The 13,569-nt window shown below is 73.5% G+C and carries 14 protein-coding genes; 7 read left to right on the top strand and 7 right to left on the bottom strand.

Annotation, left to right across the window (positions count from 1 at the left end):
* The first annotated feature begins 12 nt into the window (after window positions 1–12).
* Window positions 13–1,770 (top strand): AfsR/SARP family transcriptional regulator, encoded by a 1,758-nt coding sequence (locus IOD16_RS40075; RefSeq protein WP_236594898.1) that lies wholly within the window; start codon window positions 13–15, stop codon window positions 1,768–1,770.
* 33 nt (window positions 1,771–1,803) lie between these two features.
* On the opposite strand, the gene IOD16_RS40080 is transcribed toward IOD16_RS40075, so the two are convergent.
* Entirely contained in the window at window positions 1,804–2,010 is a 207-nt protein-coding gene (locus IOD16_RS40080; RefSeq protein ID WP_236594899.1) for a hypothetical protein, read from the bottom strand.
* 401 nt (window positions 2,011–2,411) lie between these two features.
* Entirely contained in the window at window positions 2,412–2,789 is a 378-nt protein-coding gene (locus IOD16_RS40085) for a hypothetical protein (protein WP_236594900.1), read from the bottom strand.
* 88 nt (window positions 2,790–2,877) lie between these two features.
* Here IOD16_RS40085 and IOD16_RS40090 point away from each other — a divergent pair, with 88 nt between their 5' ends.
* A complete protein-coding gene (locus IOD16_RS40090; protein ID WP_236594901.1) occupies window positions 2,878–3,126 on the top strand; it encodes a hypothetical protein in 249 nt (82 codons plus the stop codon).
* 16 nt (window positions 3,127–3,142) lie between these two features.
* Here the strand turns inward: IOD16_RS40090 and IOD16_RS11135 are convergent, their stop codons facing one another.
* Window positions 3,143–3,307: a hypothetical protein gene (locus IOD16_RS11135; protein WP_201439964.1), complete on the bottom strand. Its 165-nt coding sequence runs from the start codon at window positions 3,305–3,307 to the stop codon at window positions 3,143–3,145.
* Between the two features lie 278 nt (window positions 3,308–3,585).
* Window positions 3,586–4,602 carry an LLM class flavin-dependent oxidoreductase gene (locus tag IOD16_RS11140; RefSeq protein WP_201439965.1) on the bottom strand — a complete coding sequence of 339 codons (1,017 nt, stop codon included), beginning with the start codon at window positions 4,600–4,602 and terminating at the stop codon, window positions 3,586–3,588.
* Between the two features lie 63 nt (window positions 4,603–4,665).
* Between IOD16_RS11140 and IOD16_RS11145 the strand changes: the two genes are divergently transcribed.
* The 5 genes from IOD16_RS11145 to IOD16_RS11165 all read left to right on the top strand — a co-directional run bounded on the left by IOD16_RS11145 (window position 4,666) and on the right by IOD16_RS11165 (window position 10,431).
* Window positions 4,666–4,935, top strand: coding sequence for a GNAT family N-acetyltransferase (locus tag IOD16_RS11145; protein ID WP_236594902.1), 270 nt, complete (start codon window positions 4,666–4,668; stop codon window positions 4,933–4,935).
* A gap of 277 nt (window positions 4,936–5,212) precedes the next feature.
* The gene (gene mptB, locus IOD16_RS11150) at window positions 5,213–6,922 is read left to right on the top strand and encodes a polyprenol phosphomannose-dependent alpha 1,6 mannosyltransferase MptB (protein WP_201439966.1); all 1,710 of its coding nucleotides are present in this window, start codon (window positions 5,213–5,215) and stop codon (window positions 6,920–6,922) included.
* Window positions 6,915–8,159, top strand: coding sequence for a mannosyltransferase (locus IOD16_RS11155; RefSeq protein WP_201439967.1), 1,245 nt, complete (start codon window positions 6,915–6,917; stop codon window positions 8,157–8,159). Before mptB ends, IOD16_RS11155 begins: the two co-directional genes overlap by 8 nt.
* Window positions 8,149–9,423: a glycosyltransferase 87 family protein gene (locus IOD16_RS11160; RefSeq protein WP_201439968.1), complete on the top strand. Its 1,275-nt coding sequence runs from the start codon at window positions 8,149–8,151 to the stop codon at window positions 9,421–9,423. The genes IOD16_RS11155 and IOD16_RS11160 overlap by 11 nt, the downstream gene beginning before the upstream one ends.
* A gap of 9 nt (window positions 9,424–9,432) precedes the next feature.
* Window positions 9,433–10,431 carry an MBL fold metallo-hydrolase gene (locus IOD16_RS11165; protein ID WP_201439969.1) on the top strand — a complete coding sequence of 333 codons (999 nt, stop codon included), beginning with the start codon at window positions 9,433–9,435 and terminating at the stop codon, window positions 10,429–10,431.
* A 9-nt stretch (window positions 10,432–10,440) separates the two neighbouring features.
* Here IOD16_RS11165 and IOD16_RS11170 read toward each other — a convergent pair whose 3' ends face one another.
* Genes IOD16_RS11170 through IOD16_RS11180 form a run of 3 tightly spaced genes read right to left on the bottom strand, consistent with a single transcriptional unit; the run spans window position 10,441 to window position 13,555 of the window.
* Window positions 10,441–10,878, bottom strand: coding sequence for a response regulator (locus IOD16_RS11170; protein WP_201439970.1), 438 nt, complete (start codon window positions 10,876–10,878; stop codon window positions 10,441–10,443).
* A complete protein-coding gene (locus IOD16_RS11175; protein WP_201439971.1) occupies window positions 10,875–12,365 on the bottom strand; it encodes a sensor histidine kinase in 1,491 nt (496 codons plus the stop codon). The genes IOD16_RS11170 and IOD16_RS11175 overlap by 4 nt, the downstream gene beginning before the upstream one ends.
* Window positions 12,365–13,555: a PP2C family protein-serine/threonine phosphatase gene (locus IOD16_RS11180; RefSeq protein WP_123742361.1), complete on the bottom strand. Its 1,191-nt coding sequence runs from the start codon at window positions 13,553–13,555 to the stop codon at window positions 12,365–12,367. The genes IOD16_RS11175 and IOD16_RS11180 overlap by 1 nt, the downstream gene beginning before the upstream one ends.
* Between the last annotated feature and the right edge of the window lie 14 nt (window positions 13,556–13,569).

Genomic DNA, 13,569 nt, shown 5'->3' on the forward strand with positions numbered 1-13,569 from the left:
TACCGTCGGACCGTGCGTTTCGGGGTGCTGGGCCCGCTCTCGGCGTGGACGTCGGACGCCCGTCCCGTGCGCGTCCCCGAGGTGAAGGTCCGGGCGCTGCTGGCCCAGTTGGCGCTCGACGCGGGCCGCGTGGTGCCCGCCGACCGGCTGATCGACCGCCTGTGGGGCGACCGGTTGCCCGCGAACCCCGCCGGCGCGTTGCAGACCAGGGCGTCCCAGCTGAGGGCCGCGCTGGACGACGCCGAACCCGGCGCGCGGCGGCTCGTCGTCTCCCGCCCGCCCGGCTACCTGCTCGACGTCGCGCCGGACGCGGTGGACGCCGGCCGGTTCGAAGCGCTCCTGGCCCGGGCGGCCACCGGCGACGCGCGCGCCCGGGTCGAGCTGCTGGACGAGGCCTTGGCGCTGTGGCGGGGACCGGTGCTGGCCGACTTCGCCGACGAGGCGTTCACCCGCGAGGCCGCCGCCCGGCTGGAGGAGCTGCGGCTCACCGCGTGGGAGCAGCGCGCCGAGGCCCGGCTGGAGTTCGGCGAACCGGGCGTGCTCGCCGACGAGCTGGGCGACCTGGTGGCCAGGCACCCGCTGCGCGAACGCCTCCGCGCCGCCCACCTGCGCGCCCTCTTCCGGGCAGGCCGGCAGGGCGAGGCCCTGATGGGCTACCGCGACCTGCGGGCCAGGCTGGTCGCGGAGCTCGGCGTCGAACCCGGACCGGGGCTGGTCGCGCTGCACCGGGCGATCCTGGAGCAGGACCCGTCGCTCGGCGGCGCGGTGGAGCCGCCGACGAACCTGCCGCACCCGCTCGGCGACCTGGTCGGCCGGGACGCCGACGTCGACGAGGTGCGGGCGCTGCTCGCGGCGGACCGGCTCGTCACCCTCACCGGCCCCGGCGGTGTGGGCAAGACCCGGCTGGCCCTGGCCGTGGCGCGCGAGCTGGCGCCCGGCTTCCCGGACGGGACCTGGCTGGTCGAGCTGGCCGCCCTGCCCGCTTCAGCGACACCGGACGAGGTGGCGGCCCTGGTGGCGGCGAGCGTGGGCATCCGCGACGGCGTGGCGACCGACCTGGCGGGCACGCTGGCCGAGGCGGTGCGCGCCAAGCGGATGCTGCTCCTGCTCGACAACTGCGAGCACGTCGCGCCGGCCGCGGGGGAGCTGGCCGCCCGGCTGCTGCGCGCCGCGCCGGGGCTGCGGGTGCTGGCCACCGGCCAACGTCCGCTCGACGTGGCCGGCGAGCTGCTGCGGCCCGTGCCGACGCCGGCCGGGCCGAGCGCCGTCGAGCTGTTCGCGGCCCGCGCGGGGCGGGCGCGCCGGGCTCCGCGTTGGACCCCGCCGACGTCGACGCCGTCGCGGCGAGCTCCAAGGCCGGCGGCTCGACGGCATCCCGCCGGCCTTGGAGCTCGCCGCGACCAGGGTGCGCGCGTGGGGCGGGCGCGAGGTGCCGGCGCGGCTGGACGACCGGTTCCGCGTGCTGACCGCCGGGCACCGCGGCGTGCCCGCCCGGCAGCGGACCCTGCGGGCGGTGCTCGACTGGAGCTGGGAGCTGCTGTCCGACGCCGAGCGGACCGTGCTGCGCCGGCTGTCCGCGCACGTGGACGGCTGGACGTCGAGCGCCGCGGAGGCCGTGGCCGGCGACGACGACCTCGACGTGCCCGACCTGCCGGCCCGCCTGGTGGACCGGTCGCTGGTCACCGCCACCCTCGGCGACGCCCCGCCACGCCACCGGCTGCTCGAGTCGGTCGCCGAGTACTCGGCCGCCAGGCTGCGCGAGGCCGGTGAGACCGCGCTGGTCGAACGGCGGCACCGCGACCACTACGCGCGCCTGGCCGCGACCGCCGACCCGTTCCCGCGCGGCCCGGAGCAGCGGCGGTGGCTGCGCCGGCTCGACGACGAAGCGGCCGACCTGCGCGCCGCGATCGACCGCGCGGCCCGGGACGGCGAGGCGTTGCCGCTGGTCGACTCGCTGGCCTGGTGCTGGGTGCTGCGCGGCAGGCTCGGCGAGGGCCGGCGGGCGTTCACCGCGGCGCTCGCCGGTGGCGGCCCGGAGGACCCTGACGGGCACGGTCCAGGCCTGGCACACCGCGTCCAACCTGCTCACGGGCGTGACGTCGGGCCTCGTGCCGCCGCCCGGGACCCGCCCCGCCGACCGGGGTGCCGCGGCACGCCGGGCCAGGGTCGAGTGGTTCCTCGGGTTCGTCGGTGCGGGGATCGGCGAGCGGGGCGTGGGCGAGGACCTGGTCCGGTCGGCGCCGGCGGTGTTCCAGGCCCAGGACGACCGGTGGGGCACGGCCGCCGCGCTCGGCACCCTCGCGCGCTACGAGCGGATGCGCAGCGACCTGGAAGCCCTGGCGCGGCACGGCGAGCGCAGCATGGCCCTGTTCACCGGGGTGGGTGACCGGTGGGGGCTGCTGGACGCGACGTCAGGGCTCGGCGCGCACGCGGAGATCGTCGGCGACCACGAGCGTGCCGCGGCCCTGCACCGCGAGGGCCTGCGGATCGCCGAGGAGCTGGGCCTGAGCACCGACGTGGTGGACGAGCTGTCCGCGCTGGGCCGCCTCGCGCTGCTGACCGGCGACCACGAGCAAGCCGACGAGCTGCACGACTGCGCCCGCTCGCGGGCCGCGGCGCAGGGCTACACGATCGGCGAGGAGTTCGCCGAGCTGGGCCTGGCGCTGAGCCTGCGCCGCCAGGACCGGCTCGACGAGGCCGAGGCGCTGTTGCGCATGTGGCTGGTTCTTCGACCGGCAGCTCGAGTCGGACATCGCGATCGCCCTCGTCGTCGCCGAGCTGGGCTTCATCGCCGAACGGCGCGGCGACGCCGAGACCGCCCGCGCCCTGCACCTGGAGGGCCTGGCCGCGGCACGCGAGTCGACCGACCCGCGTGCCGTGGCCCTGGCGCTGGAAGGACTGGCCGGCGCGGAGGCCCTGGCCGGCGACCACCGCCGAGCGGCCCGCCTGCTGGGCGCCGCCGCGGCCCTGCGGGAAGGAGCGGGCGCCCCTCTCCCGCCCGGCGAGCGCGGCGACGTGGCCCGGATCACCACGGCCACCCGCGCCGCCCTAGGTCCCGCGCCCTTCACCTCGGCGTTCACCGAAGGCCGTGCTCACGGCGCGGCACCGGACCTGCCGGTCCCCTGACTCCCCGGTCGCGCCCTCACCCCGCGGGCGGGGTCTCGTTGGGCGCGGGCCGGTTGGGCGGTGGCGGCTCCGGGGTGGGCGGGATCGGCGGCTCCGTGCCGGGTGACGGCTCCCGAGGCGGCTGCGGCATCGGGGGCGGCACGGGGACGGGGCGCGGGTCGGGCGGTTGTGGCTGGACCATGGCAACCTCCTTCGCACCCGGACTACCCACTCCGCGAGAGTCCTACATCCGAAACGCGAGAGTCCTACCGTCAAACCTCGCGTGTCCTACGTTCAGAACACGCGTGTCCTGCGTTCGGAACACCCGAATTCAACGCTCAGCACACCCGACGGGCCCGTTCCACCCGAAACGACGACGATTCCGGGCACGGGATCACGGGTTCGGTGATCCGCCGTTCACGCGGCCTCGCGGACGAGTCCGGTCGAGGAGTCGACCGACTCGCGCGCGAATGTCGACGCTCAGGACGCGCGGCCCGCCGCCCGGGCCGACGACGGGTCCAGGTTCGGCAGCACCTCCCGGCCGAACAGGCGGATCGCGTCGAGCACGGCCTGGTGGGGGAGACCCCCTATGTCCACCATCACCAGCTGCGCGTCCAGCCCCAGCAGCCCGGTCAGCCGGTTCAGCCGCTCGGTCACCTCCGCCGGGTCGCCGCACACCGCCGCGCCCTCCATCAGCAGGTCGACGTCCACGTCGCCGTCACCGCGCCACGGGTCGGCGAACTCCGCGTAAGCCGCCAGGTGGGGCCGCCACGTGGCCCGCGCCTCCGCCGCCGTCGGCGCGACGAACACGTGGCTCGGCAACGCCACCCGCCCGCCCCCGCCCATCGCCGCCCGGTAGCGCTCCACCACCGGCCGGTGCGTGCCCGGGTCCCGCAACGTGCTCGGCAGCATCAGCGGCAGCCCCAGCTCCACCGCCAGGTCCGCCGACACCGCCGACCCGCTGCCGATCCACACCAGCGGCCGGGGCTGCTGCACCGGGCGCGGCGTCGTCGTGACGTCCACCAGCGGACTGCGGTACTTGCCCTCCCACGTGACGTGCTTCTCCTCCAGCAGCCGCAGCAGCAGCCGCAGGTTCTCGTCGAACCGCGCCCGCAGGTCGTCCTGCACCCCGAACGCCGCGTCGGTGCGCTGCGACACGCCCCGCGCCACGATCAGCTCCGCCCGGCCCCGCGACAGCACGTCCAGCGTGGCCAGGTTCTCCGCCACCCGCACCGGGTCGTGGTGCGCCAGCAGCGTCACCCCGGTGGACAGCCGCAACGTCGACGTGCGGTCGGCGATCGTGGCCAGCAGCAGCTCCGGCGCCGACACGATGTACCGGGTGAAGTGGTGCTCGCCGATGGCCACCCCGGTGAAGCCGGCTTCCTCCGCCACGACGGCCTGCTCGACCATCGCCCGCAGCCGGTCGCACTCGGTCACGGCCCGGCCGGTGTACGGGTTGGGCAGGTGGTCGCCCAGGATCAGCAGGTACACGTCCATCAGACAATCTTGCACGCCGCGACTACCGTGGCACCGGCCGAACCAGAGCGTGGAGGAGCACCCGTGACCGCAGTGTCCGTGTCCGACAACCCCGAGCAGTCCCGCTACGAGGTCCGCCTGGACGGCGAGCTGGGCGGCTTCGCCGAGTACACCTCGGCGGACGGCGTCGTCACGTTCACCCACACCGAGGTCGCCGTCGAGGGCAAGGGCCTGGGCAGCCGGCTGGTCCGCCACGCGTTGGAGGACGTGCGCGCGAAGGGCCTGGCCGTCGTGCCCGAGTGCCCGTTCGTGCGCGGCTACCTGGAGAAGCACCCCGAGCTCGGGACCGGATGACGGCCGACCGCGCCCGCGCGCCGGTCAGTCGAATAGGCGCACCTGCTCACCGGCTCATACCCGGTCGAGGTTGCTCCTCCGTGTGAATCATCACAAATGGGGGTAACAACACGGCTAAGTAGGCGGCTTTTGGTCAACAGTGGTAGCTGATCGTGTCAACATTACCGATCGTGGCCTCACTCGTGCTCGATCCCCGCCATGATGGTGATGTCGTCGACGGCAGACGCGGTCGACGGGGACGAGGACCGATCACGAGACCGATGAGGTGGGCCTGGCTGTGACCGCTGAGGTGAGCGGAAGTGGCGCGCGCACGGACGGACCCACCCGCAGGGTGGGCACGTGGTCGGAGGTCATCCGGCAGGTTCCCCCGAGGTTGTTGCGGCTCGGCGCGCTCGGCGGGCTGCTGATCGCGCTCGGCGGCGTCGGCGCGGGCGCGGTGCTCCGCCGGGACCCGCTGCTGACCGGCACGATCCTCAACGCGGTGCGGTACGGCCACGGCCGCGACCTGGCCACCGCCGTGGTGTTCGTCGGCGTGGGCCTGCTGGTCTACTCGTGGGTCCGGTTGGGGCGGATGGTGCGCGCCGCCCAGGTCGACGGCCGCGGCGTGGTGCTGGCCGCCGCCGCGTGGACCGCACCGCTGCTCATCGGCCCGTCGCTGTACAGCCGGGACGTCTACAGCTACCTCGCGCAGGGCGCGGTCGCGCTGCACGGGTTCGACCCCTACACCTCCGGCGCGTCCGTGCTGCCCCTGTCGCTGGGCGGCAACGTGGCGTCGCTGTGGCAGAACACGCCGTCGCCGTACGGGCCGCTGTTCCTCCTGGTCGCCAAGTGCGTGGTGGCGATCACCGGGGACAACGTCATCGTCGGCGCGGTCCTCATGCGGCTCGCCGTGTTCAGCGGCCTGGCGATGCTGGCCTGGGCGATGCCCGGACTGGTCCGGCACCTCGGCGGGCGCACGTCGGTGGCGCTGTGGCTGACCGTGGCGAACCCGTTCGTGATCGCCGTCGGCATCGGCGGCGCGCACAACGACATCCTGATGGTCGGCCTGATGGCGGTCGGCGTGCTGATGGTGCTGGACGGCAAGCACGTGCGCGGCATCGCGGTGATCGCCCTGGCGACCGCGGTCAAGGCCACCGCCGTGCTGGTGATCCCGTTCCTCGTCTGGGTGTGGGTGGCGCGGATGTCCGGCCCGGCCCGCCAGCGGTTCTTCCAGGCGTGCGCGGTGGGCGGCATCACGTTCGCCGGCGTCTTCGCGCTGTCCACGATCATCGCCGGGGTCGACCTCGGCTGGGTCAACGTGCTGCAGAGCCAGACGCCGCTGCTGACCTGGATGTCGCTGCCCTGCGCCGTCGCCGAGCTGCTCTACTACTCGGTCGGCCGGCACGTCCCGGGCGCGACCTACGAGGGTTTCCTCGGGTTCTTCCGGTCCGTCGGCGTGTACGTGCTCGCCGCCGTGCTGGTCCGCCAGTGGTGGCTGGCCAGGGCGGGCGGTGTGGACGCCGTGCGGCGGGCCGCGATCGCCCTGCTCGCCGCTTCCGTGCTGGCCCCGTCCGTCCTCCCGTGGTACTTCACCTGGGTCTTGGCGCTCGCCGCCGCGTTCGCCTGGAAGGACCGGTGGCTCGCGGGCGCCGCGGGCTTCTCGGTCTGGATGGTCCTCGTCACGCTCCCCGACGGCACCATCGTCGCCCGCTGGCACTACGGTTCGGCCAACCCCGTCGTGTGGTGGTCCTACCTGGCCGTCACCGTCCTGATCGGCGTGTGGGTCGGCCGGTCGCTGCTGGGCCGCCGGTCCGTGTGGTCGCTGCTGGGCGAGCTGCGGGCGCGGTCGGGCGAGGCGGACCAGCCGAAGCGGCTCGTCGAGCCTGCGCCCCGGGTCGTCGAGCAGGCGCCGCCCGTCGTGCGGCAGGTGCCGACCGACGTCGAGGACGACGACGTGACGGGCGAGCCGGACGCGGCCGGGACGCAGCGCGGGAGCACGGGTGGTTGATCGGGTTGAACAGCGGGTGCTGAGGTTCGCCCCGCTGGTGTTGTGCTTGTCGCTGGGCTGGTACTTCTGGCGCCTCGGCGTGCCGAGCGGCTGGGGCATGATCGACCTCAAGGTCTACTGGAGCCTCGCGCCGAACCTGCTCACCGACCAGCTCTACACGATCGACATGCCGTTCACGGCGGACTTCCCGCTGCCGTTCACCTACCCGCCGTTCGCGGCCGCGGTGTTCCTCCCGCTGTCCTGGCTGCCGTGGGTGGCCGCGCGGATCGTGTGGCAGGTGCTGTCCCTGGTCTGCCTCTGGTGGCTGGTCCGCACCGCGTTGTCGCTGGTCGCCGCCAGGTCGGGGCAGCGGTTCGACGCCACCTGGTCGCGCCGCGCGCTGCTGTGGACGGCGCTCGCGCTGTGGTGCGAGCCGGTGCGCAAGACGCTCGACTTCGGGCAGATCAACCTGGTGCTGATCGCCGGCACGTTCGCCGCCATGGTCGCCACCCGGCACCTGGTGGCGGGTTTCGGCGTCGGCGTCGCGGCCGGGCTGAAGCTCACCCCGGCGATCTCGGGCCTGTACTTCCTGGTCACGCGCCGGTTCAAGGCGGCGCTGTGGACGTTGGTCGGCTTCGCGGTCACCGTGGCCATCGGCTTCGCCGCCTCCGCGGCGGACTCGTGGCGCTACTGGTTCGAGCTGCTCGGCGCGGCCGACCGGGTCGGCCCGGTGGGGTCCGCGATCAACCAGTCGTTGCGGGGCGCGTTGTCGCGGACCCTCGGCCACGACGTCGAGATGACGTGGCCGTGGCTGCTCGCGGTGGCGGTGTCGGCCGTGCTGACCGGGTTCGCGCTGCGCGCCGCGGTGAAGGCCCGCGACACGCTCGCCACCGTGGTCGCCGTGCAGCTGTTCGGGCTGCTGCTCTCGCCGATCTCGTGGAGCCACCACTGGGTGTGGGTGATCCCCCTGGTGCTGTGGGTGTTCTACGGCGCCCGCCGCTCGTGGCCCGTGCAGGCGGTCGCGGCGGCGTGGGTCGTGGTGACCGGCGCGGACCTGATCACCTTCCTGATCGACCAGCAGCCGACCATCTGGGAGATCCCCCGGCCGTGGCCGTTGGCCGCGCTCGGGTGGTGCTACCCGCTGCTCGGGCTGCTCACCCTCGCGGTGATCCCGTCGGGGCTGCGCGGCGACACCCGCGAGCCCGCCGGCGCCACGCCGCCCCCTGCCACGTCGAAGGTCGAGCCCAGTGTCGGTTGAACCGCCCCCGTCCGCCGCGCGCGTGCTCGTGAAGGCCGAGCGGTGGCTGTCGGCCGCCGCGCCCGTGCTGCTGCTGGCGTCGATCGTGGGCCGCGGCTGGACCATCGTCACCGGGTTCGGCAACGAGACGATCGACCTGTACGTGTACTGGGCGCTGGCGCCGCACGTGCTCTCCGGCGACCTCTACGACGTCACGTCGCCGAACTCGCCGCCCGACTTCCCGCTGCCGTTCACCTACCCGCCGTTCGGCGCGCTGGTGTTCCTGCCGATGACGTGGCTGCCGTGGGTCGTCGCGCAGTGGGTGCTGCGGCTGCTGTCCGGGCTGTGCCTGTACTGGATGGTGCGCGTCGCCCTGCGCCTGGTGGCGGGGGAGGGCTGGACGACGGACGCGGCGACGTGGCGGCGTCGGGCGCTGCTGTGGACCGCCGTGCTGCTGTGGCTGCAGCCCGTGGTGCACACGTTCGACTTCGGGCAGGTCAACCTGCTGCTGGCGGCCGTGGTGCTGGGCGCGATGACGGCCCGGGACTCCCGGCTCGCGGGCGCCGGCATCGGCCTGGCGGCGGGCGTGAAGCTCGTGCCCGCCATCTCCGGGCTGTACTTCCTGGCCACGCGCAGGTTCGCGGCGGCGTTGTGGTCGGTCGCGGCGTTCGCGGCGAGCGTCGGCCTCGGCTTCCTGGTGGACCCGGCGCAGGCCAGGCACTACTGGTTCGAGCTGCTCGGCGCGGCCGACCGGGTCGGCCCGATCGGCACCGCGCACAACCAGTCGTTGCGGGGCGCGTTGTCGCGGACCCTCGGCTACGACGTCGAGATGACGTGGCCGTGGGTGCTCGCGGTGGTGGTGTCGGCCGTGCTCGCCGGGTTCGCGCTGCGCGCCGCGGTGCGGGCGGGCGACGTGCTGATCGGCGTGCTGGTCGTGCAGGTCCTCGGCCTGCTGCTCTCGCCGATCTCGTGGGACCACCACTGGGTGTGGATCGCGCCGCTGCTGATCTGGCTGGTGCACACCAAGGTCGCGCCGTGGGCCCGGGTCGTGCTGCTGGTGCTGTGGTGCCCGGTGATGTTCTGGGACGTGATCGCCTTCCAGCTCGACCGGCAGCCCACCATCTGGACCATCCCGCGGCCCGGCTACCTGTCCGCGATCGGCTGGGCCTACCCGGCGTTGGCGCTGCTCACGCTGGCCGTGATCCCGTTCGTGGTGAAGGCGGTCGCGCGGCGTGAGCCGACGAACGCGGCACCGGCGGACCAAGCCGAGGTTACCGGCAAGTAGGATCCGGGGATGGAGTGGACCGAACCCGGAGTCTTCGAGGTCGCGCCCGGTGTCCACCGGATCCCGCTGCCCCTGCCCAACGACGGGCTGCACACCGTCAACGTGTACGCGGTCGACGACGGCGACGGCCTCGTCCTGATCGACTCCGGCTGGGCCCTCGACGCGGGCGAGACGGCGCTGGAGTCGGCGCTGGGCGCGCTCGGGCGCGGGTTCGAGGACGTCCGGCGCTTCCTCGTCACGCACGTCCACCGCGACCACTACACAATGGCTGTGGCCCTGCGTCGCCGGTTCGGCACGAAGATCGCGCTCGGCGCGGGGGAGCAGCCGTCCCTGGCCAAGGTCATCGGCCGGCGCCGGGACGGTTTCCGCGACCTGGCCCGGTGGGGCGCGCCGCACCTGGCCGAGCGGTGGGAGGCGGTGGTGGCGTCGGTCGGCGAAGCCGAGCTGCGCGACTACGAGGAGCCCGACGAGTGGCTCCGCGAGGGCGACCTGGCCCTGGAGAAGCGGGTGCTGCGCGTCCTGCCGACGCCCGGCCACACCCGCGGGCACGTGGTGTTCGTCGACGTCGAGTCGTCGCTGCTGTTCGCGGGCGACCACGTGCTGCCGCACATCACGCCGTCGATCGGCTTCGAACCCGCCCGGCCCGCGCTGCCCCTGGGCGACTACCTCGACTCGCTGCGCCTGGTCCGCGACTTCCCGGACCTGCGGCTGCTGCCCGCTCACGGCCCCGTCACCGAGTCGAGCCACGCCCGGGTGGAGGAACTGCTCGTCCACCACGAGGACCGGCTCACGGCCACGCTGGACGCCGTGCGGGCGGGCACCGGCACCGCCTTCGAGACCGCGGGCGCGCTCGGCTGGACCAGGCGCGGTCGGAAGTTCGCCGAGCTGGACCTGTTCAACCAGGTGCTGGCCACCGGCGAGACGGCCGCGCACCTCGACGTGCTGGTCCACCGCGGGCTGCTGACCGCCGCCGAGGACGAGGGCGTGGTGCGGTACGCGACGGGCTGACGCGCCGGTCTAGCGGGGCAGCTTCACCACGGTCACGAAGAAGTCGTCGATCTGCCGCACGACCTCGATGAACCGGTCGAAGTCGACCGGCTTGGTGACGTAGGCGTTGGCGTGCAGGTTGTAGCTGCGCAGGATGTCCTCCTCCGCCTCCGACGTGGTCAGCACCACCACCGGGATGGGCCGCAGCGTCTCGTCCGCCTTGATGTCGGCCAGCACCTCGCGGCCGTCCATCTTCGGCAGGTTCAGGTCGAGCAGGATCAGCCCCGGCCGCGGCGCGTCCTCGTAGCGGCCCTCGCGGCGCAGGAACTCCAGCGCCTCGACGCCGTCGCGGACCACGTGCAGCTGGTTGCGGATCTTGTGGTGCTCGAACGCCTCCTGCGTCATCAGCGCGTCGCCGGGGTCGTCCTCCACCAGCAGGACGTCGATCACGTTCAGCGGGTTGCTCATTGCTCGTCGTCCTCTACTGCCGGCAGCGTGAACTTGAAAGTGGTCCCGGTGGCGCCCTCGCTGGTGTCCAGCCAGATGGTGCCGCCGTGGTACTCCACGATCTTCCGGCACATCGCCAGCCCGATCCCGGTGCCGGGGTAGTCGTCCTTGTGGTGCAGGCGCTGGAAGATCACGAAGATCCGTTCAGCGTACTCGGGATCGATGCCGATGCCGTGGTCGCTCACCGTGAACGTCCAGAATCCGCCCGTTCGCTCCACGTCCACGCGCACGTGCGGGGGGTCGTCGCCGTGGAACTTCACCGCGTTGCTGATCAGGTTGCCGAAGACCCCGCCGAGCAGCGACGCCTCGCCGCGCACCGTCGGCAGGTCCGCCACCTCGACCGTCGCGCCGGTCCGCTCGATGGCCTCGGAGTAGTTGTCCAGCACCTGGGCGACCAGCTCGTCGCAGTCCACCAGGGTCTGCTCGCGGGTGAGCCTGCCGACCCGGGAGAACGCCAGCAGGTCGTTGATCAGCACCTGCATCCGCTTCGCGCCGTCCACCGCGAACTTCAGGTACTGCTCGCCGCGCTCGTCGAGCTGACCCGAGTAGCGCCGCTCCAGCAGCTGGCAGAAGCTCGCGACCTTGCGCAGCGGCTCCTGGAGGTCGTGCGAGGCGACGTAGGCGAACTGCTCCAGCTCCGAGTTCGACCGGCGCAGCTCCTCCAGGTCGGACAGGATGCGCACCCGCATGGCCTCGACGTCCTGGCCCAGCATCACCGTCTCGCGGGGCCCGCCCGCCTCGACCGCGTGCGCGTAGTCGCCCGACGACACCTGCCGCACGTCCGCCGCGAGCCCCGTCAACGGCGCGATGACGATCCGGTACAGCATCACCGCCACCCCGGCGATGATCAGCACCAGCAGCACGCCGAGCCCGATCACCAGCCAGAACGCCTGGGTCGCGACGCTCATCACGTTCGCCCGGCCCACCGCGGACGCTTCCTCGACCTTGGTCTTCAACCCCGCCATCGCCTCGCGCGCCCGGTCGAACAGCGCCTTGCCGCGCTCGGCATCGGCCAGGGTGGTCTGCGGGTTGCCCGACACGTACACCAGGTCGATCAGCGGGTCGGCGTAGCTCTCCCGCCAGTCGGCCGCCACCCGCTCGACCTCTTCCAGCTCGCGGACCAGCTCCGGCCGCGCGGTCAGCAGCGACCGGGCGGACGCCGCGGCGTCCAGCTCGGCCTGCTGCCCGTCGGTGTAGGGGCTGAGGAAGTTCCGGTTGGCGGTGAGCACGTACCCGCGCAGACCGGTCTCCTGGTTGGCCAGCGCGGTCTGCATCTCCAGGACCTCGCGGCTCGCCGGGTCGATCCGGTCCAGCAGCTCGATGCGGGCGTCGGTCAGGCCGTCCAACGCGACCAGGAGGCTGCCGATGGCGCCCGCGCAGACCACGATCAGGACCGAGACGGCGGCGATGAGGAGCTTGCTCGCGGGCCAGCGGTTGCGGTAGTCCATCAGGCGCGGTCCGAGATCAGCAGCACTGCCATGTCGTCGTCCAGCTCCCCGCCGTTGAGTTCCTTGACCCGGCTGATGAGGTCGTCCAGCAGCGTCGCCGGCGTGCGCGCCCAGTCCGGCCGCTCCCCGGTGATCTCGCCGATCAGGTCGATCAGCCGCTCCGACCCCAACCGCTCGCTGTCGCCGTGCACCCGGCCCTCGACCAGGCCGTCGGTGTAGAGCAGCATCGCCCAGCCCGGCGGCAGCGGCACGTCCAAGCCGCTCCACGTGCTGTCCGGCAGCACCCCGAGCGGCAGCCCGGCCCGGTCGCGGGGCAGCTCCACCACCCGGTCGCCGACCAGCAGCATCGGCTCCGGGTGCCCGGCCAGGTAGACCCGCGCCCACCGGCGGTCCGGCGAGATCGTCACCATGCACGCCGTGGTGAACAGGCCGGGCTGGTGGCGTTCGTGCTCCAGGATCTCGTGCAACGTGCGCAGCACCCGCGACGGCTCCTGGTCGGCCAGCACCAGCGCCCGCCAGGCGATGCGCAGGAACACGCCGATCGCGGCCTCGTCCGGGCCGTGCCCGCAGACGTCGCCGATCAGCACCTGGAGCGTGCCGTCGGCGGTGCGCACCACGTCGTAGAAGTCGCCGCCGAGCAGCATCCGGCTGCCGCCGGGGCGGTAGCGGACCTGCCAGCCGATGTCGTCGCCGTGCATGATCGGCGACGGCAGCAGGCCGCGTTCCAGGCGGGTCTTCTCGGCCGCGAGCAGCTTCTCGTCGCGCAGTTGGCGCTGGGTCTCCTCGACCCGCTTGCGGCCGACCGCGTAGCGGATGCTCCGGGCCAGGCCGACGCCGTCCACCTGGCCCTTGACCAGGTAGTCCTCCGCGCCCTGGGCGACCGCCCTGGTGCCCTGGTGCTCGTCGTTGAGGCCGGTGAGCACGATGATCGCCACCGGCGCCGGGTCGGCGAGCAGCCTGGTCAGGCCGTCGAGGCCGGTCGTGTCCGGCAGGCCGAGGTCGAGCAGCACGCAGTCCGCCTTGGCCAGCAGGCCCTCGGCTTCCCGCAGCGTCCGCGCCCGGTGCAGGGCGACGTCCGCCTCCACCTCGTCCAACAGGGCTTCGACCAGCACGGCGTCGCCCTCGTCGTCTTCGACGAGGAGCACGTTGATCCGGTTCACCGCGGTCCGCGGTGCGGGGAGCCCTGCCACGGGGGAGGAGATTA

The sequence above is a fragment of the Saccharothrix sp. 6-C genome (genome assembly GCF_016695385.1).
GTDB classification, from domain to species: Bacteria; Actinomycetota; Actinomycetes; order Mycobacteriales; family Pseudonocardiaceae; genus Actinosynnema; species Actinosynnema texasense.